Source organism: Agrobacterium genomosp. 2 str. CFBP 5494 (assembly GCF_900013495.1).
Taxonomy (GTDB): domain Bacteria; phylum Pseudomonadota; class Alphaproteobacteria; order Rhizobiales; family Rhizobiaceae; genus Agrobacterium; species Agrobacterium pusense.
This window is the reverse complement of the sequence record NZ_LT009718.1, coordinates 1-20,837: the sequence shown is the minus strand read 5'-3', so window position 1 is coordinate 20,837 and position 20,837 is coordinate 1. Positions and strand designations below refer to the sequence as shown.

General features: G+C 59.0%; 19 protein-coding genes and 1 pseudogene. 8 read left to right on the top strand and 12 right to left on the bottom strand.

Annotated elements, in window-relative coordinates; all coding sequences use genetic code 11:
* From thiO to AGR2A_RS00080, 5 genes and pseudogenes are all read left to right on the top strand, one after another.
* Window positions 1-1,003 (top strand): annotated as a pseudogene (gene thiO, locus AGR2A_RS00100) (glycine oxidase ThiO).
* Window positions 972-1,169 (top strand): sulfur carrier protein ThiS, encoded by a 198-nt coding sequence (thiS, locus tag AGR2A_RS00095; RefSeq protein ID WP_072495106.1) that lies wholly within the window; start codon window positions 972-974, stop codon window positions 1,167-1,169. The pseudogene thiO and the gene thiS overlap by 32 nt, the downstream one beginning before the upstream one ends.
* A 3-nt stretch (window positions 1,170-1,172) precedes the next feature.
* The gene (locus AGR2A_RS00090) at window positions 1,173-1,946 is read left to right on the top strand and encodes a thiazole synthase (protein ID WP_072495105.1); all 774 of its coding nucleotides are present in this window, start codon (window positions 1,173-1,175) and stop codon (window positions 1,944-1,946) included.
* An 88-nt stretch (window positions 1,947-2,034) separates the two neighbouring features.
* Window positions 2,035-3,039: a P1 family peptidase gene (locus AGR2A_RS00085; RefSeq protein WP_072495104.1), complete on the top strand. Its 1,005-nt coding sequence runs from the start codon at window positions 2,035-2,037 to the stop codon at window positions 3,037-3,039.
* A gap of 3 nt (window positions 3,040-3,042) precedes the next feature.
* Window positions 3,043-3,423, top strand: coding sequence for a winged helix-turn-helix domain-containing protein (locus AGR2A_RS00080; RefSeq protein WP_035210229.1), 381 nt, complete (start codon window positions 3,043-3,045; stop codon window positions 3,421-3,423).
* Here AGR2A_RS00080 and modC read toward each other — a convergent pair.
* From modC to AGR2A_RS00060, 4 genes are all read right to left on the bottom strand, one after another.
* Window positions 3,407-4,483 (bottom strand): molybdenum ABC transporter ATP-binding protein, encoded by a 1,077-nt coding sequence (gene modC, locus AGR2A_RS00075; RefSeq protein WP_072495103.1) that lies wholly within the window; start codon window positions 4,481-4,483, stop codon window positions 3,407-3,409. The genes AGR2A_RS00080 and modC overlap by 17 nt on opposite strands.
* Entirely contained in the window at window positions 4,480-5,187 is a 708-nt protein-coding gene (modB, locus tag AGR2A_RS00070; RefSeq protein ID WP_072495102.1) for a molybdate ABC transporter permease subunit, read from the bottom strand. Before modB ends, modC begins: the two co-directional genes overlap by 4 nt.
* Window positions 5,188-5,235: 48 nt before the next feature.
* Window positions 5,236-6,027: a molybdate ABC transporter substrate-binding protein gene (gene modA / locus AGR2A_RS00065; protein WP_072495101.1), complete on the bottom strand. Its 792-nt coding sequence runs from the start codon at window positions 6,025-6,027 to the stop codon at window positions 5,236-5,238.
* A 308-nt stretch (window positions 6,028-6,335) separates the two neighbouring features.
* Window positions 6,336-7,619 (bottom strand): NAD(P)/FAD-dependent oxidoreductase, encoded by a 1,284-nt coding sequence (locus AGR2A_RS00060; RefSeq protein ID WP_072495100.1) that lies wholly within the window; start codon window positions 7,617-7,619, stop codon window positions 6,336-6,338.
* 129 nt (window positions 7,620-7,748) lie between these two features.
* Between AGR2A_RS00060 and AGR2A_RS00055 the strand changes: the two genes are divergently transcribed.
* Both AGR2A_RS00055 and AGR2A_RS00050 read left to right on the top strand, forming a co-directional pair.
* Window positions 7,749-8,675, top strand: coding sequence for a LysR family transcriptional regulator (locus AGR2A_RS00055; protein WP_072495099.1), 927 nt, complete (start codon window positions 7,749-7,751; stop codon window positions 8,673-8,675).
* Window positions 8,676-8,777: 102 nt separating this feature from the next.
* Window positions 8,778-9,014: an Lrp/AsnC ligand binding domain-containing protein gene (locus AGR2A_RS00050; protein WP_065116059.1), complete on the top strand. Its 237-nt coding sequence runs from the start codon at window positions 8,778-8,780 to the stop codon at window positions 9,012-9,014.
* 274 nt (window positions 9,015-9,288) lie between these two features.
* Here AGR2A_RS00050 and AGR2A_RS00045 read toward each other — a convergent pair whose 3' ends face one another.
* The 3 genes from AGR2A_RS00045 to epmA form a co-directional block, all read right to left on the bottom strand.
* Entirely contained in the window at window positions 9,289-9,480 is a 192-nt protein-coding gene (locus AGR2A_RS00045) for a hypothetical protein (protein ID WP_003492264.1), read from the bottom strand.
* Between the two features lie 378 nt (window positions 9,481-9,858).
* Window positions 9,859-10,923, bottom strand: coding sequence for a lysine-2,3-aminomutase-like protein (locus AGR2A_RS00040; protein WP_072495098.1), 1,065 nt, complete (start codon window positions 10,921-10,923; stop codon window positions 9,859-9,861).
* Window positions 10,920-11,984 (bottom strand): EF-P lysine aminoacylase EpmA, encoded by a 1,065-nt coding sequence (epmA, locus tag AGR2A_RS00035; RefSeq protein WP_072495097.1) that lies wholly within the window; start codon window positions 11,982-11,984, stop codon window positions 10,920-10,922. The genes AGR2A_RS00040 and epmA overlap by 4 nt, the downstream gene beginning before the upstream one ends.
* Window positions 11,985-12,234: 250 nt before the next feature.
* On the opposite strand from epmA, the gene efp reads away from it, so the two are divergent.
* Window positions 12,235-12,804: an elongation factor P gene (gene efp, locus AGR2A_RS00030; RefSeq protein WP_004443607.1), complete on the top strand. Its 570-nt coding sequence runs from the start codon at window positions 12,235-12,237 to the stop codon at window positions 12,802-12,804.
* A gap of 116 nt (window positions 12,805-12,920) precedes the next feature.
* Here efp and AGR2A_RS00025 read toward each other — a convergent pair whose 3' ends face one another.
* From AGR2A_RS00025 to AGR2A_RS00005, 5 genes are all read right to left on the bottom strand, one after another.
* Window positions 12,921-14,366, bottom strand: coding sequence for an efflux transporter outer membrane subunit (locus AGR2A_RS00025; protein ID WP_022556884.1), 1,446 nt, complete (start codon window positions 14,364-14,366; stop codon window positions 12,921-12,923).
* 149 nt (window positions 14,367-14,515) lie between these two features.
* On the bottom strand, window positions 14,516-17,605 hold the full coding sequence (locus AGR2A_RS00020; RefSeq protein ID WP_004443603.1) for an efflux RND transporter permease subunit: 3,090 nt from the start codon (window positions 17,603-17,605) through the stop codon (window positions 14,516-14,518).
* Between the two features lie 54 nt (window positions 17,606-17,659).
* Window positions 17,660-18,862 (bottom strand): efflux RND transporter periplasmic adaptor subunit, encoded by a 1,203-nt coding sequence (locus tag AGR2A_RS00015; protein WP_006699119.1) that lies wholly within the window; start codon window positions 18,860-18,862, stop codon window positions 17,660-17,662.
* A gap of 198 nt (window positions 18,863-19,060) precedes the next feature.
* Window positions 19,061-19,720 (bottom strand): TetR/AcrR family transcriptional regulator, encoded by a 660-nt coding sequence (locus tag AGR2A_RS00010; RefSeq protein WP_004443597.1) that lies wholly within the window; start codon window positions 19,718-19,720, stop codon window positions 19,061-19,063.
* 2 nt (window positions 19,721-19,722) lie between these two features.
* Window positions 19,723-20,673, bottom strand: coding sequence for a phosphoribosylaminoimidazolesuccinocarboxamide synthase (locus AGR2A_RS00005; RefSeq protein WP_035210214.1), 951 nt, complete (start codon window positions 20,671-20,673; stop codon window positions 19,723-19,725).
* Window positions 20,674-20,837: the final 164 nt, after the last annotated feature.

Genomic DNA, 20,837 nt, shown 5'->3' with positions numbered 1-20,837 from the left:
ATGCACGTCCTTGTCAAGGGAACGGGGGTCGCCGGTTTGACGGCGGCCTTCGAATTGGCACGGAGGGGCGTTGTTGTCGAGGTGTCGGAGCGCAGTGGCGAGCCTTCTCGTGGAGCGTCGTTTTATGCCGGCGGCATGCTAGCGCCCTGGTGCGAGCGCGAAAATGCGGAGGAAGCGGTCCTGACGCTTGGCAAGGTGGCGCTTGACTGGTGGGACGAGGCAACTCCCGGCCTTGTGGTTCGCAATGGCACGCTGGTCGTCGCGCCAGAACGCGACAGGGCAGAGCTCACACGTTTCGCATCGCGGACCACCGGTTATCGCTGGGTGGATGAGGGCGAGATCGCCGCTCTGGAGCCTGATCTTGCGGATCGCTTCCGCTCCGGGCTTTATTTCCCGGGCGAGGGGCATCTCGATCCGCGTCTCGCGCTGAAATCGCTGCATGAGCGGCTTTCTGCCATGGGTGTGCGGTTCCACATGGGCATCCCCGTCGATGAACGATTGTTCGACCGGGTGGTGGACTGCACCGGAGCTGCGGCAGTGGGAGAAATTTCCAACCTACGCGGCGTGCGTGGAGAGATGCTCTACCTCGCTACGTCGGAGCTATCCCTCTCCCGTCCCGTCCGGCTGTTGCATCCGCGCATTCCGCTTTACATCGTCCCGCGCGAGTCTGGCCGCTTCATGGTGGGCGCCACGATGATCGAGACGGAGGATGCCGGGGCCATTTCCGTCCGTTCGATGATGGAGTTCCTGAATGCCGCCTATGCCGTGCATCCGGCTTTTGCGGAAGCTCGGATCATCGAATCCGGCACGGGTGTGCGTCCTGCTTATCCCGACAATCTCCCCAAGGTCATGCAGGACTGCCGGACCATTTTCATCAACGGCGCGCACCGGCACGGCTTTCTGCTTTCTCCGGCCATGGCGCGGCAGGCGGCTGACATCATTCGCCAAACTCTCTCAGAAGGAACAGGATCATGAAACTTCTTGTCAATGGCGAGGAGCTTGATCTCGCCGCCGAGACGCTGGCCGGCCTGCTCGCCAGCCTCGAATACGAAGGCGATTGGCTGGCGACGGCGGTGAATGGCGAACTCGTGCACTCGGAAGAGCGCGCCGATTATCAACTGAAGGATTTTGACCGTGTCGAAATTCTCTCGCCGATGCAGGGAGGCTGAGCTATGCTGATGCTTTATGGCCGTGAAATCTCGTCCCGTCTTCTCCTTGGTACGGCGCGATACCCATCCCCCGCCGTGCTCGCGGATGCGGTCCGGGCCAGCAACACGGATATTCTGACGATTTCGCTGCGCCGGGAAATGGCGGGCGGCAGGAAAGGCGGGCAGTTTTTCGAACTGATCCGCGAACTGGATCGAAACGTCCTGCCGAATACGGCTGGCTGCCACACCGCCAAGGAAGCTGTGCTGACGGCAAAGATGGCGCGCGAGGTGTTTCGCACCAACTGGATCAAGCTGGAGGTCATCGGCCATCACGATACGCTGCAGCCCGATGTCTTTGCGCTTGTGGAAGCCGCGAAAATCCTCTGCGACGATGGTTTTGAGGTCTTTCCCTATACGACCGACGATCTGGTCGTCGCCGAGAAGCTGCTGGAGGCGGGCTGCAAGGTTTTGATGCCGTGGTGCGCACCGATTGGTAGCGCCATGGGACCGCTCAATCTGGCGGCGCTGAAATCCATGCGGGCGCGTTTCCCCGACACACCTTTGATCGTTGATGCCGGTATCGGCCGCCCGTCGCATGCAGTCACCGTAATGGAGCTTGGATACGATGCCGTTCTGCTCAACACGGCGGTGGCGGGAGCGGGAGACCCGGCGGGCATGGCCGAAGCTTTTGCTCTGGCGATAGAAGCCGGCCATCAGGCATATCTTTCCGGACCGCTGGAGCCGCGGGACATGGCCGTTCCCTCGACGCCCGTGATCGGGACTGCGGCTTTTTCCTGATCGCGGCTCGTCGCCGACCTCAGGCGTGTCACGTTTTGCGTTGACAGTGCCTGATGGTGGCGGGATACCGGGAGAAAAGGGAAAAGGCATGGCGGCACTCACCAATCTTCTGACTGACATAGACGGCGTTTCGGTCGGTAATGTTACCGATCTTTCCCTCGGCTCCGGTGTTACGGCGATTGTTTTTGAAAAGCCCGCCATTGCCTCAGTTTCTGTTCTGGGCGGTGCGCCTGGCGGGCGTGACACGGGCCTGCTCGACCCGGCGATGACGGTTGAAACCGTGGATGCCTTCGTGCTGTCGGGCGGCTCGGCCTTTGGGCTGGATGCGGCAGGCGGCGTTCAGGCCGGGCTGCGCGAGATCGGCCGCGGCCTTCAGGTCGGTTCCACCCGCGTTCCCATCGTGCCGCAGGCGATCCTCATGGATCTTCTGAATGGCGGCGACAAGGACTGGGGTTTGCATTCGCCCTATCGCGACATGGGATATGCGGCTTTCAAGGCGGCGCGTGCGGCGCCCTTCGAACTCGGGACGGTCGGTGCCGGGACGGGAGCAACGACCGCGACCTTCAAGGGAGGGCTGGGGTCGGCAAGTGCTGTCAGTTCCGGCGGATATAAAGTGGCGGCTATTGTCGCCGTCAATGCGCTTGGCTCGGCAACCCTCGGCGCGAGCCGCCATTTCTGGTCGGCTCCGTTTGAGGTGGCGGATGAGTTTGGCGGAAGCGGTTTTCCGCAACGGTTTGAGCCTGAAAATACCGCCTTGCGCCTCAAGGGGGTCAATCTCACGGCAACGACCATCGGTACGGTGGTGACGGATGCCGCACTCACGAAAGCGCAGGCACATCGCCTTTCCATCATGGCGCATGACGGGTTGGCCCGCGCCGTTCTGCCCGCCCATTTGCCGAGTGACGGTGACACCATGTTCGCGGCCGCGACGGGCGAGAAGCCGCTTGAGGGCGGCGTTCATTTCGCCGAACTTTGCCATCTTGCCACCATTGTGATGGCGCGGGCCGTGGCGCGTGGCGTCTATGAGGCGACGGCCTTGCCGGTGGATGGAGCGCAAAAGGCCTATCGCGATCTTCATGGACGGAGCCTTTAACCGATGAGTGAGGCTCTTCCGCCACTGAAACCTGTCCTTCGCATTGATTTTCCGCCCGGAGAACGCCTCGGCCACGGCAAGATCGAATTGATGGAACTGATTGTCGAAACCGGCTCGATCTCCGCCGCCGGGCGGGCGATGGACATGTCATATCGCCGCGCGTGGCTGTTGGTGGATGCGCTGAACCATATGTTTCGACAACCGGTTATCGAATCGCAGCGCGGCGGCAAACAGGGCGGCGGGGCGGCGCTGACCGTCTTCGGCACCGAATTGCTGGCGCGTTATCGCGACATGCAAAAGCGGATGAACGAGGCCTTACATCAGGATATCGACTGGCTGGAGGCCAACCGCAATCCTGACGCTGCTCTCAATAGGGATCGATAGCCGCTGACTTTATGATTGCATGCACCGGTTTTCCGGGTTCCAGCTGCAACCTTTCGCGAGAGAGGTCTGTGATGCGCGACTGGATGATGTCACCGCCGCAATCCACCTGAACCGTGACCATGGCGTCTTCGCTCACGGAAACGTTTGCGACACGGCCGTTGAGAATGTTGAGCGCGCTCAAGCCTTCAGGTTTTACGGTTGCAAGCATTACATCGCGTGCGGGTATGAGCACGCGCACCGGGCTGCCGCATATTCCGCTTTTTGCCGGAACGTGAAGCAGCATGGTTTTTAGCTTTACGGCGGCAAGCCCATGCCGCTCGTCGAAGCTTTCAATGCGCCCGGAAAGAATGCTGCCCGCCTCGCGCCTTTCGAGATGGGTGCTGAAATCGGGTCTTGCCAGCACTTCGGCGGCTTTTCCCTGCGTTTCCACCGTTCCGTCCTTCATAACAACGATGCGATCGGCCAGACGGGCGACCTCGTGGATCGAGTGGCTGACATAGACAACAGGGATTTTCGTCTCGTCCCGCAGCCGTTCGAGATAGGGAATGATCTCCGCTTTCCGCTGTTCGTCCAGCGAGGCGAGCGGCTCGTCCATCAGCAGCAATCTGGGTGAAGAAAGCAGGGCGCGGCCGATAGCCACACGTTGCTTTTCGCCGCCGGAAAGTTTGTTCGGGCGTCGGTGCAGAAGATGGCCAATGCCGAGCATGTCGACGATATGGTCCCCATCCGTGCCCGTCGTTTTATTTGCAGTGAACCACCTGCCATAGTTCAGGTTTTGGGCGACGCTGAGATGCGGGAAGAGCCGCGCTTCCTGAAAAACATAACCGAAATGGCGTTTATGTGCCGGTAGAAACAGTCGTTTTTCGCTGTCGGTCAACACTTTGCCATCAAGTGAAACCTGTCCATCATCCGGCCGCAGCAGGCCGGCGATGATGCGCATCATTGAGGTTTTGCCAGAGCCCGAGCGCCCGAAAAGCGCGGTCACTCCGCCTTCGGACGTGAATGACGCGTCAAGTTCGAAGGCGCCAAGACGGTGGCGGATGGAAACCGAAAGCGTCATTCCATGCTAATCCGTTTGCCGATTACGCGGGCCAGCAATTCCGAGAGGAGCAGAGCGAGCATGGAGATCGCAACCGAAACGATTGTAAGCCGCAGCGCACCGGCGTCGCCGCCCGGGACCTGCGTGAAGGTGTAGATGGCGGCGGACAATGTCTGCGTTTCACCCGGAATGTTTGAGACGAAAGTGATGGTCGCGCCAAATTCGCCCATGGCCTTGGCGAAAGCGAGAATCATGCCGGCGATGATGCCGGGCAGGGTCAGGGGCAGGGTAACGGTGAGGAACACCCAGAGCGAATTGGCCCCCAATGTTCCCGCCGCCTCTTCCAGCTTGCGATCCACCGCTTCGATGGAAAGGCGGATGGAGCGCACCATCAGCGGAAAGGCCATGACAGCGCATGCGAGAGCTGCCCCCGTCCACCGGAAGGAGAAGACGATGCCGAACCAGCTGTCGAGAAATTGTCCGATGGCGCCCCGGCGGCCGAAGAGAACCAGCAGCAGAAAACCGGTTACGACGGGCGGCAGGATAAGCGGCAGGTGGACGATGCCGTTGAGGAGAGACTTGCCCCAGAAGCGGCCGCGCGCCAACGCCAAGGCGATGAGAATGCCGAACGGCAGGCTGGCGAGCATGGCAACGGAGGACACCCACAGGCTGAGCCTGATCGCCGTCCATTCTTCAGGGCTGAGTGTCCACCAATGCAACGCCATATCCCGTAACCGTCATCTCTTGCGGCCCCCTGGGCCAGGAAAAGCAGTTTATTTCAAAACCGTAAAGCCTTGCTTTTCGAAGAAGGGCGTTGCCTTTTCGGACTTCAGGAAATCCAGATAGGCTTTTGCCGCTGGCGATTTTGCCTCCGAAAGAATGGCCACGGGATAGATGATCGGTGGATGGCTGTCTTCAGGGAACGTGCCGACGATCTTCACACCGGGATCGGCAGCCGCATCGGTCTGGTAGACGATGCCATAGGGCGCCTCTCCGCGCGAGACGAGCAGCAGGGCGGCACGCACGCTTTCCGCGCCGGCGACCTTTTGTTCGACCGACGACCAGACGCCGAGTTTTTCCAGCGCGGCCTTGCCGTATTTGCCGGCGGGTACGGAATCCACCGCGCCCATGGCCAGGCGGCCGTCACCTACCAGAGCCCCAAGATCAAAGCCCTGCTTGATCTCGACCGGCTTGGCCTTGTCGGCGGGAGCGACGAGAACGATGCGGTTGCCTAGAAGATTGGAGCGGCTGTCAGCGTTGATCAGCTTCTTTTCAGCGACATAATCCATCCATGCAAGGTCGGCGGAAATGAAGATATCCGTTGGTGCGCCCTGCTCGATCTGCTTGGCGAGCGCTGAACTTGCGGCATAAGAAGCCGCCGCTTCATTACCGCTTTCCTTCGCCCACTCGGCGTTGATGCCGTCCAGTGCGTTTTTCATGCTGGCTGCGGCAAACACCGTGACTTTTTCGGCGGCATGGGCCGGAACGGCTGCAAAGGAGGCCGCCAGCCAGAAGGACGTCACTGTGGCGATGGTTTTGAAGAAGCTGCGACGCAAAAGTCTCATGGTGTGATGCCCCGGTACGAGATATTCCTATGAATATATCGATAGGCCTATCGCGCATTCATTATATTTTCAAGGATATATCGAAGGATGACAAAATTCCCGGGGTTGGGGGGCTTCCAACCTCAGTTCTCTGCTTGCAACAGGAATGCATGGGATGAGCGTCTGCGCCACGGGAGTGTCTTTTCAGACCGAAGATTTGGGCTGACTGAAACGCCGTGACAGCTGTGGGGGATGGCAAGCACACAAGAAACGGCAAAAGGTCGTAATCAGATATCGGGCCCGATGTTTCTGTCGGACCGTAAGTCGGATCAAAAACGCTCGCCGGCGAAATGGGCTATCTGTGCACCTGCTTCGTAATAGGCTTCCTTCAGAGCCCTGAAGGGCTGCGCTTTTGGTTCCGTTAAAGGCAAAGGCAATTCCGCCTCGGTTATCTCACCGAGAACATGCTGTGCAATGACTTTGCCGAAGGCCGTGCCCGGTGCGATGCCGCGGCCATTATAGCCTGAAAAGCCGACGACATTTTCGGCGAATTTGTGAAAGCGGGGCACGGCATTGTCGGTCATACCGATCTGGCCATACCATTCACACTCGAACTCGGTATCCCCAAGCTGCGGAAAAAGCCGCTTCAACGACCGTTTCGCCCAGGCGCGGTGAATGGCGGCACCCGTGCCGCGCAGCGCCCCGACACTGCCGAAGACCAGCCGGCCAGCCTTGTCCATGCGGAAGGATGAGAGAATTTCCTTCGTGTCCCAGCAGCCCTCGCGGCCGGGGAGGATGCTTTTCTGCAGATTGTCGCCGAGAGGTCTGGTCGCGAAGTTGAAATAGGGCAGATAAATCTGTTCATCGCGAACGACCTGCCACGGTCCCGTGCTGTAGGCTTCGGTCGCCACCACGATCCATTTGGCGGTTACCGATCCGTTTGGCGTCTTCACGACCCATTGTCCACCGTTGCGTTCGGTGGCTACCACGGGGCTATCCGTATACAGCCGTGCGCCCGCCTTCTGCGCGGCAGCGGCGAGACCGCGAACATAGGCGAGCGGCTGAATTGTGCCTGCGCGGGTATCCAGAAGTGCGCCGGAATAGGCTGTCGTGCCCGTGCGTCTGGCCGTTTCCTCTGCATCGAGAACACGAACGGGCGCGCCCCTTTCGGCCCATTGTTCGCAGCGTTCGCGGATTTCACGGAGCCCTTTTTCACCAACTGCGCAATGCAGCGTTCCGTTTTTTTCGATCTCGCAGGGAATTGCGTGTTTTTCCACCAGGTCTCGCACGAGAAGTGGCGCATTGCCCAGAAGGCCGAGAAGCCGCTCGCCGTAAGTTTCGCCCAGCACGCCAGGCAATTCCTTCGGCATGACCCACATGCCGCCATTGACAAGGCCGACATTGCGCCCCGCGCCGCCGAAGCCGATTTTCCTGGCTTCGAGCAGGGCGACATCTATGTTCCGGTCGGCAAGGTGGAGCGCCGCAGATTGCCCGGTGAAACCGCCACCGACGATAACGACATCGGCAGCCACGGAGCCTTTTAACGCAGCTGTTGCGGGTGGCTGCGGCGCGGTCTTTTCCCAGAGGCCGTGCGAGCGGGGGTCATTATACATCGTTCCACCATGTCCGGGCGAGTTCATTTGGTTTTTGTATGAGTGACAAGCCCTTGTTTATAAGACTTTACAAGCCTCGCCGCCTGTTGAATATCGACATATCGTCAAGAGTTCATTCCGTGAGGGAATATGGTTCTGCCGCCCCGCCGTTTTTTGCCGTCGCTTTCGCTACTCGCGGCATTCGAAGCCGCTTCGCGCACCGGCAGCGTTACCGCGGCTGCGCGGGAGCTCGGCCTGACCCAGGGTGCCGTCAGCCGGCAAATCCTGGCCCTCGAAGAACAGCTCGGGGTGGCGCTGTTCCTTCGCGAGCGACAGACGATCCGGTTGACAAGGGCAGGGGAGGGTTATGGCCGGGAAATACGCGAAGCCCTGCGGCGCATATCGACGGCTTCCCTCAATCTACGCGCCAATCCGGATGGCGGCACGCTCAATCTCGGGGTGCTGCCAAGCTTCGGCACACGCTGGCTCGTGCCGCGCCTGCCCGCTTTTATCGCACGCCACCCGGGTATTTCCGTCAATCTTCTGACGCGGTCTTCGCTTTTCGATTTCAAGACCGATACGGTCGATGCGGCGATTCATTTCGGCTTGCCGCACTGGCCGGGTACCGAACTTGTTTTCCTGATGCACGAAAAGATCGTTGCCGTATGCAGCCCCGCTTTCAAAACGCGACACCGATTTTCAACGCCTGATGATCTGCTTCATGTGCCGCTACTCCACATGACAACCCGACCAGATGCCTGGGAGCAATGGTTTCGCAGTCACGGCGTGGTATTCGACAACGTACACGGCATGCTTTTCGATCAGTTCACCACCATCGCCGAAGCGGCGAGCGCCGGTCTCGGTGTGTCGCTCATTCCTGCTTTCATGATCGAAGAGGAGTTGCGAAGTGGCCGACTTGTCGCGGCCGTTGCCGGCGAGGCGGAAAGCGAGGAGGCGTATTATCTCGCCTGCATGCCGGATCGCGCCGGTTACGCGCCGCTTGAAAGCTTTCGGCGCTGGATCGTTTCCGAGGCAGGAGGTGGAACCGGCGTCGAGGCCGGGGAGTTTTCCGCTTAAACCCTTGCGCGGTCTTGCAAGAACGATGCGGCTCAGCCAATAGTGCGCTGTGACGCGTGGCGCCAGAGCCGTGCCCTGAAAGTTTCAATACGGGAGATGTCCGTGAAGCCCATTTTTGTTCAGCTTCAATGCGAGCCCGGCAAGACTTATGATGTCGCCGACGCCATCTATAAAACCGAACTGGTTTCCGAACTTTATTCCACCAGCGGTGAATATGATCTTCTGCTGAAAATCTATCTTCCGCCGGAAGAGGATATCGGCAAATTCATCAATCAGAACATCGTCAATATTCCGGGCATCGTTCGTTCGCTGACAACGCTGACCTTTACGGCCTTCTGACATCAAACTTGAGAGTCAGCGACGGCCTCTCATTCTGCCCGTCCCGGGAGCCTGTCAGCTCAGCGCCTTGTCGGAACAAGGAAATGTGGGGGCTTAGGCGCGTTTGCGAATTTCGCAAAAACCTGCATAGGCAGACCTATTAAAGTGGAAGGCGGTGTCTTGCAGGCAGGACTGTCAGCCAAGGAAAAGCGCGCCGCAGGCCCACAATGTCGGGTCCGATATGGGGCGCGCTTTCGTTTTGACGGTTTTGTAAGCGGGCGATGGCTTTCGCGCATCAGGCTACCGCGGCCAGGTTCCGATTACGCACGAGGTCGCGAATCGCGATCCGCACATCGTCCGCACTGTCGAACTTCTGCTCGTCCAGATCGTGAACGTGGAACTTCACCGCAATAAACTTCAGCCGGTCGTTGTCCGGGATGACGATGCCGACGGGCTCGCCGGCGAATTCAATAACTTGCTTCTGCATAGATAAACTCCCGCTGTGGCTACTTCTCACAGCATGTTGTCGAACTGATTTTCAGGAAATTGAGACTGTTAAGTCACATTCGACAGCAGCGGGAACACGTGGATTTAAATCCAGCATTCCAGGATTCAAGACCAAGGATTGCGTTGATGCGATTGTATTTTGACATGACACACTCCCTGTATTGGTGTTGATCCGGAATCAGGAGACTCGTTCTCCAGTTCCACACTGATAACCCAGACCAGCACTAAAATCAATGCTGATTGTTATAGGTAGAATATTTTTCTTTATGATGACAGGAGAGGGGCGGAATTGTGAAATTTTTGTTTCCGCTCGGGGCCGGCGTCAAAAGGCCCGGCGCAAAGGGCTTTTTTAGCTTTTTTAATCGCGTCCGGATGGCTGCGGCGGATAAATATGATCGTTTCCGTTGAAGTCAGATATTGAAAAACGGCCGTCCCGGGTCTTTTCGGCCGCATTTCCGCCAATGGGCGCCTTGCCGTGGCCGCCGGGTATGTCGAGAACATAGGTCGGCTGGCAGAGACCGGAGATGCGTCCACGCAGGGCAGACACGATTCGCTGCCCTTCTTCTATCGACAGGCGGAAGTGGCTGGTGCCGGGCGCCAGATCGGGGTGGTGAAGATAATAGGGCTTGATACGGGTCTCGACGAATGCCCGCATCAGTTCGGCAAGAATCGCCGGATCGTCGTTGACACCTTTTAAAAGCACGGTCTGGCTGACCATGGCGATCCCCGCATCAATGAGGCGTGCCGAGGCTAGTCTTGCGGCGTCGCCGAGTTCCCGCGCGTGATTCGCATGCAGGGCAACATAAGTCGTCTTGCCGCTGGATTTCAGCGCGTCGATCATCGCTTCATCGATGCGATCGGGATCGACTACGGGCACGCGGGTGTGGAAGCGGACGATCTTCACATGCGATATGTCTTTCAGTCGTTGCATCAGATCGAAAAGTCGCCGCGGGGAGAGCACCAGTGGATCGCCGCCGGTGAGGATGACCTCCCAGATCGCCGGGTCCGCCTTTATATAGTCGAATGCGGCGTCCAGCTGCTGCGGGCTCATCATGCCATTACCCTGCGGCCCGACCATTTCACGGCGAAAACAGAAACGGCAATAAACGGGGCATATATGCACCGCCTTTAAAAGAACCCGGTCCGGATAACGGTGAACGATGCCATGCACGGGGCTATGGGCGTCATCGCCTATCGGATCCTCCCGCTCTTCGGCAAGATGGATAAGCTCGGCCGCATCCGGCACGAACTGCCGGGCGATGGGATCGTTCGGATCGCCGATGTCGATCAGTTCGGCAACCGCTGGCGTGATAGCCAGTGCGTAACGCTGCGTGACCGGCCGCAGGTTGTCGAGTGCGTCGGCTTCGATCAGCCCTGCTTCCAGCAGTGCCTCCGGTGTCTTGATGGTATCAGAGCCTGTCATCGTCCGTATTCCGCAACCGGGGCCCACATGACGAGATCGATGCGGGGTGCGCCTGTGGCCAGCATCACCAGCCGGTCGAAACCCAGGGCTATGCCGCTTGCCGGCGGCATGATGGCGAGCGCAGCCAGAAAATCCTCGTCCAGCGGATAGGTCTCGCCATACACGCGCTGCTTTTCCGCCATCTCCGTTTCAAAACGCCGCCTCTGCTCGGCAGCGTCGGTCAATTCACCGAAGGCATTGGCAAGTTCCACGCCGCAGGCATAAAGCTCGAAACGTTCCGCCACGCGCGCATCCCTCGGGGATCTGCGGGCGAGGGCTGCTTCGCTTGCCGGATATTCATCGAGAATTGTCGCGCGTCCGAAGCCAAGTTCCGGCTCGACCCGTTCGACGATGACACGGCTGAACATATCCGCCCAGGTATCATCCTCGGCCACCCGGATGCCGGCACTGGCGAGGCTTGCGGCAAGGTGCCGGCTGTCGGTCTCGCCGTCTCCGCTGATTGTGGCCAGAAGGTCGATTCCGGCATAGCGTTCGAAGGCCTCAGCGACACTCAGGCGTTCGGGCTCGAGAAAGGGATCAACGCTGCGCCCGCGATAGGAAAAATGTTTCGTACCCGTGGTTTCGGCCGCGAGAGCGAGAAGAGTGGCGCTGTCCTTCATCAGGCTCTCATAGGTTTCGCCTGCGCGATACCATTCCAGCATGGTGAATTCGGGGTGGTGCAGCGGGCCCCGCTCCCGGTTCCTGTAGACATGGGCGAAACAGGAGATGCGTTTTTCACCCGCGGCAAGCAGCTTCTTGCAGGCGAATTCCGGAGACGTGTGAAGATAAAGCGGCACGGCGTCGCCGCCCGGCGTCACGCCTTCAGTGGCAAATGCGTGGAGATGTGCCTCGTTGCCTGGCGAGATCTGCAGGGTGGAGGTATCGACCTCCAGAAAATCGGCGCGGGCGAAATAGCCGCGAAAGGCCGACTGGACGGCGTTGCGGCCAAGCAGGAAGGCGCGACGGTCGGCATGGACGTCGGGCGTCCACCATGGCGACATTGTTTCGTTGCTTGCGCGCATCGTTCTTCGTTTCCGTCTTCTGCCCCGCCCCGGATTGCGGATAAACAGGCTGCAAAACACCTGGTTGCGTTATTTAAAGCGGTTCCGGGGCGAAAACCGCTAGGTACTCTTCCGCGAATTGCTGTAGAAGGCTGGCAATCCGTGCGGATTTAAGGTAGTTGCGCCCCAGAAAAAAGACAAAACGTCTGCCGGGGCTGGTGCTGCCGCGCAGTCCTTTACGACGCATTTCATCGAGTTACAAGGAAGTCATATGGTCAAGGTTATCGCCTCATCCGTCCGCAAGGGCAATGTTCTCGACGTGGACGGCAAGCTTTACGTCGTTCTCACCGCGCAGAACTTTCATCCCGGCAAGGGCACGCCGGTCACGCAGGTGGACATGCGCCGCATCGTCGATGGCGTGAAGGTCTCCGAGCGCTGGCGCACCACCGAGCAGGTCGAGCGTGCTTTTGTTGAAGACCTGAACTTCCAGTTTCTCTATGAAGATGGCGAAGGCTTCCACTTCATGAACCCTGAGAATTACGATCAGGTCGTGGTGGATGCGGAGACGATGGGTGACCAGAAGGCCTATCTTCAGGAAGGCATGACCTGCGTTCTTTCCATCCACGAAGGCAATCCGCTGGCCGTCGAACTGCCGCGCCACGTCACGCTTGAGATCACGGAAACCGAGCCGGTCGTAAAAGGCCAGACGGCGTCTTCTTCTTACAAGCCCGCCATTCTTTCCAACGGGATCCGCACCATGGTGCCGCCGCATATCGATGCCGGCATTCGCGTGGTCATCGCGACGGAAGACAATTCCTACGTCGAGCGCGCCAAGAACTGATCCTGGCGATCGAGTAGACAAAAAAGCACCGGTTCCCGGTGCTTTTTTTATTCCATGCCGCGAATAACAAAAAGCCCGCGTCGAGACGCGGGCTTTTTGCCTTTTCGGGCTGTTGATTACATGCCCTTGGCCGCCGTGACGGTCGGGCCTGCCGGTTTCTTCGGCGCGGTCGTCTGGCCAAAGGCATAACCGCCGCCCAGCGCCACGTTCAGCGACACATAGTCCTGCGCGGTCTGCTGGATCGCCGTGGCAAGGCTTGCCTGTGCGGCTGACACCTGACGCTGCGCATCGAGAACGTCGAGCAGCGAAGAGGCACCGTCGCGGTAGCTGGCGGTCGAGAGCTGCAACGCTTCCTGGTAGGAAGCGACCGTCTTGCGCAATGCGTCGGCGGTGCGCTGGTCGCGATTGACTGCGGCAAGGGCGTTTTCAACCTCTTCGACGGCGTTGAGGACCGTCTGCTTCCATGCGAGATATTCTTCGCGCGCCTGCGAGTTGGCGAGGTCGATATTGGCGCGGATGCTGCCGCCATCGAGGATCGGAAGAACAAGGCTCGGGCCGAAGGACCAGCTGTTTGCCGTACCTCTGTTGCCGCCGCTTACGAAGTTGTAGCTCGGGGTGATGGCGCCGCCGAGTTCAATGCTCGGATAAAGCTGCGATTCGGCAACGCCGATCTTTGCCACGGCTGCCGCAAGTTCACGCTCGGCGACGCGGATATCCGGACGATTGCGAATGAGATCTGCCGGAATGCCGGTGCGTGGCACACTGCGGGCCACGGGCTGACGCGCGCCCTTCTGCAACTCGGCGATCAGCGACGAAGCTGGCAGGCCGAGCAGCGTGGCGATGCGGTGCGCCGCCTTGCGGAAGTTGGTTTCGAGGCCCGGTATGTCGGACAGGGTGGAGTTGACCAGACCCTCGGACTGGACAACGTCGAGTCGCGAAGCCGCACCGGCTTCAAGCTGAAGCTTGGTCAGATCCAGTGTTTCACGGCGGGAAGCCAGGTTATGGCGGGCGATCGCCAGACGCTCCTGATAATAGCGTACGTCGATGTAAGCCGAGGCAACCGAGGAAATCAGCGTCAGGCGCTGAACGTCGACGCTTGAATAAGCCGCATCGAGCGATGCATTGGCGCTTTCCGTGGCGCGACGGTAGCGGCCGAAGAGATCGAGCAGCCAGGAAACGCTGAGGCTGCCGGAAGAGACGTTGGTAACAGGAACGTCGCGGTAGCTGCCCTTCGTTTCGCTGGTCGTGTGGCTGCCATTGGCGGTCAGGCTGGGCAGGCCGCCTGCGCCGGCTGAAATCACGTTGGCTTCAGCCTGGTTGATACGCTCTATGGCCTGCATCACCGTCAGGTTCTGCTTCAGGCCGGTAGCAACGTAACCGTTCAGGCGGCTGTCATTGAAGGCTGTCCACCACGCAACGGTGCTGATGTCGCCGTTACTGGTTTTTCCGGCTTCCGCAAACTTTCCCGGCAATTGGATTTCCGGTGTCTTGTGGTCGGGTCCGACAACGCAGCCTGAGAGCAGCAGCATTGTCAGGGGAAGAGTAGCGCGAATAGACAGCATATAATTTTCCCAATTCTCTGGTTGGCTTACCGAGCGCGGCTTGGTGAAAAATGGGCTGCGCGGTCGATCTGCCGTAGAAACGTGCAATTGCCAAATCGGCAACATTTCTAGCAGCGTATTAACGGTTGGCACAGCCCATTTTTGTTTTGTTAACGCCTTGAAAGGCGACGAATGATGACGAAAAAGGACGGAACGAAGAAAATTCCGAGCAGTGTTGCAGAAAGCATACCACCCAACACTCCAATCCCGATTGCATTTTGGGCGGCTGAACCCGCACCGGTTGCGATTGCGAGAGGCACAACACCGAGGATGAAGGCCAGCGATGTCATGATGATCGGCCGCAGGCGCAGCTTCGCGGCCTCCAGTGTCGCTTCCATGAGACTCAGCCCGTGCTCCTGTCTCTCCTTGGCGAATTCGACGATCAGGATCGCATTCTTTGCCGCGAGGCCGATGGTCGTCAGCAGGCCCACCTTGAAGTAGACGTCGTTCGACTGGCCGAAGAAATGCGCCGCGGCCAAGGCGCCGAGGACACCCACCGGCACGGCCATGATGACGGAGAAGGGGATGGACCAGCTTTCATAAAGGGCGGCAAGGCAAAGGAACACGATCAGCACCGAGAGCGCATAGAGCATCGGCGCCTGTGAGCCGGAAAGGCGTTCCTGATAGGAGATGCCCTGCCACGCGACCGTGTAACCGCCCGGCAGGCTCGCCGTCAGCCGTTCCATCTCGTCCATGGCATCACCGGAGGCTACGCCTGCGCCGGCAGTGCCTTCGAGCGAGATGGCGCCCGTGCCGTTAAAGCGCGCCAGAGACGGAGGAGCGTTGATCCATTTCACCTCGCTGAAGGAAGAGAATGGCACCATCTCGCCGCTGGTGTTGCGGGCATACCAGAACTTGAGATCGTCCGGCTGCATGCGGTAAGGCGCGTCGCCCTGGACATAGACGGGCTTGAGTTCACCGTTGAGGGTGAAGTCATTGACGTCACGGCCGGCGAAGATCGTCGACAGCATCAGATTGACAGAGGAAAGATCGACACCCATTGCCCCCATCTTCTCCTGATCGAGGATGATCTTCATCTGGGTTTCGTTGTCCTGGCTGTCGCTTCGAAGCGAGCTGATCTTCGGATTGCCGGTGGCAAGCGCAATCAATTCCTTGGACGAAGCGGTCAGGGCATCGGTGCCGTTGCGGCCGCTATCCACGAGATACATCGAGAAGCCGCTCGATGTACCCATGCCCTGAATGGCCGGCGGCAGAAGCGGGAAGACCTGGGCATCGCGGAAACCGAAGAAGGTGCCCATGGCGCGCTGGACGATGGCGCCCGCGTGCTGGTCGGGAGCCGTTCGCTCGGCGAAATCCTTGAGTTTGGTGAAGACGATGGCGTTGTTCTGGCCCGAACCACTGAAGCTGAAGCCGAGAACGCCGAAAACCGATTCGACATTGGCGGCTTCCTTTTCGCGGAAGTAGTTTTCAACCTGCTTCACCACCTCATTGGTTCGCTCGATATTCGAACCGGTCGGCGTCTGGATGATGGTCAGGAGCACGCCCTGGTCTTCCTGCGGCAGGAACGAGCTGGGGAGCTTGCTGAAGAACCAGACGCAGCCGCCGATGACGATTGCGAAGATGATCATGACGCGCAGGGGCCGCTTCAGCAGATAACCGATGGAGGACACGTAGCCGTCCGTCGTCTTGCCGAAGCCGCGGTTGAACCACGCGCCCGGCCCGCGCTGCTTCTTGTGATGGTCGATCGGCTTCAGCATGGTGGCGCAGAGCGCCGGCGTCAGCACGATGGCGACTACGGCCGAAAGCAGCATGGCCGAAACGATGGTGATCGAGAACTGGCGGTAGATGATGCCCGTCGATCCGCCGAAGAAGGCCATAGGAATGAACACGGCGGTGAGCACAAGCGCGATACCGATGATGGCTCCGGTGATCTCACCCATCGACTTCTCGGTGGCCTCGACCGGCGACAAACCCTCCTCCGACATGATTCGTTCGACGTTTTCGACAACGACGATGGCGTCATCAACGAGCAGACCGATGGCCAGAACCATGGCGAACATGGTGAGCGTATTGATGGAATACCCGGTGAGCGCGAGAACGCCGAAGGTGCCGAGAAGCACGACCGGCACGGCGATCATCGGAATAAAGGTGGCTCTGAGGTTCTGCAGGAACACCAGAAGCACGACGAAGACGAGGATGATCGCCTCGATCAGCGTATGCACCACTTTTTCGATCGACAGTTTCACGAACGGCGTCGTGTCATAGGGATATTCGATCGCGACGCCTTCAGGCAGCGAACCTTCGACGTTGGTCAGGGCAGCTTTTACACGCGCCGCAGTGTCGAGCGCGTTGGCACCCGTGGCAAGGTTGACCGCGAAACCGGCCGAAGGGCGGCCATTGGAGCGGGAATCGCCGCCATAGGTTTCCTGGCCGATTTCAATACGGGCAACATCGCTGAGGCGGACGGTTGCGCCATCCTTTTCGACTTTCAGGATGACCGATTCGAAGTCGGCGACAGTGGTGAGCTGGCTCTGCGCCGTCACCGTCACGTTGAGCTGCTGACCCTTGACGGCGGGAACGGCACCGAGCGAACCGACCGAAACCTGGGTGTTCTGGCTTTCGATGGCGCCGGTGACGTCTGCGGTGGTCAGCTGGTATTTGTTGAGCTTGAAGGGATCCAGCCAGATACGCATCGCATATTCGGAGCCGAAGACATTGATGCTGCCCACGCCTTCCAGGCGCTTGATCTGGTCTTCGACACGCGAGGAGAAGACGTCGCCGAGATCGGCCGAATTGCGCTTGCCGTCGGTGGAGATCAGTGCACCAACCATCAGAATGCTCGATGTCGAGCGGCTGACCTGGATACCCCGCTGCTGCACGGTATCGGGCAATTGCGACTGGACAAGCTGCAGCTTGTTCTGCACCTGAACCTGCGCGATGTCAGGCAGGATGCTGTTACCGAATGTCAGCGTCACTTCGGAACTGCCGGTCGAGGACGACGAGGTCATATAGGTGAGGTCATCGAGGCCGGTCATGCCGTCCTCAATGATGGTTGTCACCGATTTTTCCACGGTCTCGGCGCTGGCGCCATTGTAGGTCGCGCTGACGCGGACCGTTGTCGGTGCAATGTCGGGATATTGCGAAATGGAGAGAGTCCAGATCGCAAGGGCGCCGCCCAGCATGATGACGATGGCGATAACCCATGCAAAAACGGGGCGCCTGATGAAGAAATGGGCCATGGCAGTCCTTGCCTTACCTTTTACGAGCTTCGACCGGAGGTCTCGCGCTCATGCTTATTTCGAAGGCGCGGCGGCAGGCTGAGCCTGCTGCGGCACAACGACGATACCCCGATCGTCAATGGTCACTTCCACCGGCGCCACGGTTGCGCCGTCCGCGATCCACTGGAAGCCGTCGACAATGAGCTTGTCGCCATCCTTGACGTTTTCCGTCACCAGCCAGGCGTTGCCCGACTGCTGGCTGGAAGGGAAGGTGCGGGTTTCCACCTTGTTTTCCGCCGTCACGAATTTTGCCGTCAGCTCGCCATTGGCGTTTCGGCTCGCCGCGCGCTGCGGGATACGGAAGCCCTTTTCCTTGCCGATGGTCAGCGTGGCGCGAACATAGGTGCCGGGAAGCAGGAGATCGTCCGGATTATCGAAGAGGGCGCGGATGGAGAAGGTGCCTGTCGTTTCGCTCACCGCCATGTCAGACATGTCGATCTTGCCGTCATGCTTATATTCGGTGCCATCTTCCAGTGTCAGATGAATGCCGGTCTCTTTCGTGTCGCCACCAAGCTGACCGGACGATATCGCCTTTTTCAGACGCAGGAGATTGGTGCTGGATTCCATCAGGTCGATGTAAATCGGATCGATGCGACGAAGCGTCGTCAAAGCGGTCGTCTGGTTCGCGGTCACCACGTTGCCGATGCTGAAGGCCGTTGCGCTGGTAATGCCGTCGAAGGGTGCACGGACCTTCGTGAGATCGAGATTGATCTCCGCCGTTTCCAGCGCCGCCTTGGTCTGGGCCACATCGGCCTGCGCCTGCAGCAGCGTCACCTTAGCGTTTTCATATTCGATCTGGGTGGCACCGCTGTTAACCAGCCGTTCGTACCGGGCAAGGTTGGCTTCGGCGCTCGGGACACTCGCTTCCGCCTTCGCCACGTTTGCCTTGGCCTGCGCCACTTCCGCCAGATAGGTATTGTCTTCGATCTGGTAGAGAACGTCGCCCTGCTTCACCTCGCTGCCTTCCTTGAAGGGAATTTCACGGATGATGCCGGTGACCCGCGGCCGGATTTCAGCCGTCTGGAACGCGCTGGCGCGGCCGGGCAGAACAGTGGTCAACGGATATTCGCTGGTCTTCATCAAAATGACGCTGACCGGAGACGGCGGACGCGCTGCGCCCTGGGCGGCGTTCTGGCTGCTTTCGCCGCCATCGCTGCAGCCCGCCAGAATCGCGGTCACACACAGAGAAGCAAGTAGGGGTAAAATACGTCGGCTCATTGTTCTTCCCTGCGTATCGATCGCATTCAACTATAAGCGCAATGTCGCTCGGCGGATGCGCGTCCGGAGACAGATACGACAGGCGAAGGCCTTGGAAGGGACCCGATTCGCTTATTCTATCCGGACCGCATGCGCATAGAAGCGCAGGCTTTTGCGCTTCGCAAGCAACTGCGAGAAGGTGACGTAAATTGGGAATCGTCACTTAGCAAGCGGATTGCGCAATCCCGCATCGACTAAATCGACGAGTTGATCGCAACGTGTTGCCAAATTGCCGATATCTTCCCGCGCGATAAGGACGGGATGAATGACGCTGGTCAGCGCATGGAGCACGGTTTCCGCCAGAGGAGAAACATCCGTGGCGGCATAGATTCCGGCTTCGATCCCATCCTGAATGATCTCGCCGAGCAGCTTCACGATGACGGACTTGTAATAGTCTCCGCACTTCATGTCCTGCTTGGCGGTCATCAGGATCATTTCGAAGACATAGGGGTTCTTATTGAGATCCTGATGGTGTTGCTCCATCAGGTTGCGCGCCAGATGACGCAATCTGGAAAGCGGCGCATGGCTTTTGTCGAGCGGACAGATCTGGCGTTCGAAAGCACCGATCTGTTCGAAGCCAAGGGCGTCGACAAGGGCGTTCTTCGAGCTGAAATTCTTGAAGACATTGGCGGGAGACATACCGAGCGCCGCGGCGATATCGGCAATCGCAACGGCATTGAAACCGCGCTCCCGGAAAAGCTCTTCCGCCTTGGCGAGAATGTCCCGCCGGGTTTCCTCGGCGGAACGGCGGGGCCGGCGTCTGACAGGACGGTCACCCTTCCTGTCGGCCTTTCTCGCCTGTTCGATCATTTTGTTCACAGTCAGACTCCGGGGAAGAACCGCTCCAGATTCCGGCGTACTCTTGCAAGCGGCGTCTCGCCGCTATCGTCGGGAACGAAGCTCTGTCCGGTGATACGTTCGTAAGCATCAATATAGACCTTCGAGGTTTGCAAGACGAGGTCCTGCGGAATTTCAGGCACCTCGTCCTTGTAAGGGTCGCAGCGTTCGGCAACCCAGGCTCTGACAAAGTCCTTGTCGAAGCTTGCCGGCCTTGTGCCGTTTCGAAAGCTTTCCTCATAGCTGTCAGCCATCCAGTAGCGGCTGCTGTCCGGTGTGTGTATCTCGTCGGCCAGAATGATCGTCCCGTTTTCATCCGTTCCGAATTCGTATTTCGTGTCAACGAGAATGAGGCCCTGTCTGGCGGCAATCTCCTGCCCGCGCTTGAACAGTGCCAGCGCGTAATGGGAAAGCACGTTCCATTGCTCCTGCGTCAGGAGTTTCTTCTCTACGATCTCCGAAGGCGTCAAAGGTTCATCATGGCCGCCATCAAAGGCTTTGCTGGTGGGTGTGATCACCGGTTCGGGCAGGATCTGGTTGTCCTTCATCCCATCGGGCAGGCTCATACCGTACATCTGCCGTTCGCCCTTCTTATAAAGGGTGAGGATCGAGGTGCCTGTCGTGCCGGCCAGATAACCGCGAACGACCACTTCGACCGGCAGTATTTCGAGCCGCTTGCCGATGACGACATTGGGGTCGGGATATTCGACCACATGATTGGGGCAGATGTCCTTCGTCAGCTCGAACCAGTAGCGGGCCGTCTGTGTCAGAACCTGCCCCTTATAAGGTATGCAGGTGAGGATACGATCAAAGGCGCTGAGACGATCGGTGGATATGATGATGCGATTGCCGTCGGGCAGGTCGTAATTTTCCCGCACCTTGCCGCGGTAGTAATTCGGCAGCTCGGGAATGACGGCTTCATCGAGAATGCGCACGGGCTCTCCAATTCTTGTCTTTACAGGACGTCAAACGCCCTGATCGGTCTAAATTCCTGCTCGATCCTATTACATGTTTCCCGAAACAGGACCAGACGCCATGTTATCGGCCGACAAAGGTCGGTATTTCAGCCGGTTCTGGAAACTATCATTCTAAAACAACG

Coding starts and splice junctions, on each gene's coding strand:
- thiS (WP_072495106.1), top strand. CDS start 972: ATGAAACTTCTTGTCAATGGCGAGGAGCTTGATCTCGCCGCCGAGACG.
- AGR2A_RS00090 (WP_072495105.1), top strand. CDS start 1,173: ATGCTGATGCTTTATGGCCGTGAAATCTCGTCCCGTCTTCTCCTTGGT.
- AGR2A_RS00085 (WP_072495104.1), top strand. CDS start 2,035: ATGGCGGCACTCACCAATCTTCTGACTGACATAGACGGCGTTTCGGTC.
- AGR2A_RS00080 (WP_035210229.1), top strand. CDS start 3,043: ATGAGTGAGGCTCTTCCGCCACTGAAACCTGTCCTTCGCATTGATTTT.
- modC (WP_072495103.1), bottom strand. CDS start 4,483: ATGACGCTTTCGGTTTCCATCCGCCACCGTCTTGGCGCCTTCGAACTT.
- modB (WP_072495102.1), bottom strand. CDS start 5,187: ATGGCGTTGCATTGGTGGACACTCAGCCCTGAAGAATGGACGGCGATC.
- modA (WP_072495101.1), bottom strand. CDS start 6,027: ATGAGACTTTTGCGTCGCAGCTTCTTCAAAACCATCGCCACAGTGACG.
- AGR2A_RS00060 (WP_072495100.1), bottom strand. CDS start 7,619: ATGTATAATGACCCCCGCTCGCACGGCCTCTGGGAAAAGACCGCGCCG.
- AGR2A_RS00055 (WP_072495099.1), top strand. CDS start 7,749: ATGGTTCTGCCGCCCCGCCGTTTTTTGCCGTCGCTTTCGCTACTCGCG.
- AGR2A_RS00045 (WP_003492264.1), bottom strand. CDS start 9,480: ATGCAGAAGCAAGTTATTGAATTCGCCGGCGAGCCCGTCGGCATCGTC.
- AGR2A_RS00040 (WP_072495098.1), bottom strand. CDS start 10,923: ATGACAGGCTCTGATACCATCAAGACACCGGAGGCACTGCTGGAAGCA.
- epmA (WP_072495097.1), bottom strand. CDS start 11,984: ATGCGCGCAAGCAACGAAACAATGTCGCCATGGTGGACGCCCGACGTC.
- efp (WP_004443607.1), top strand. CDS start 12,235: ATGGTCAAGGTTATCGCCTCATCCGTCCGCAAGGGCAATGTTCTCGAC.
- AGR2A_RS00025 (WP_022556884.1), bottom strand. CDS start 14,366: ATGCTGTCTATTCGCGCTACTCTTCCCCTGACAATGCTGCTGCTCTCA.
- AGR2A_RS00020 (WP_004443603.1), bottom strand. CDS start 17,605: ATGGCCCATTTCTTCATCAGGCGCCCCGTTTTTGCATGGGTTATCGCC.
- AGR2A_RS00015 (WP_006699119.1), bottom strand. CDS start 18,862: ATGAGCCGACGTATTTTACCCCTACTTGCTTCTCTGTGTGTGACCGCG.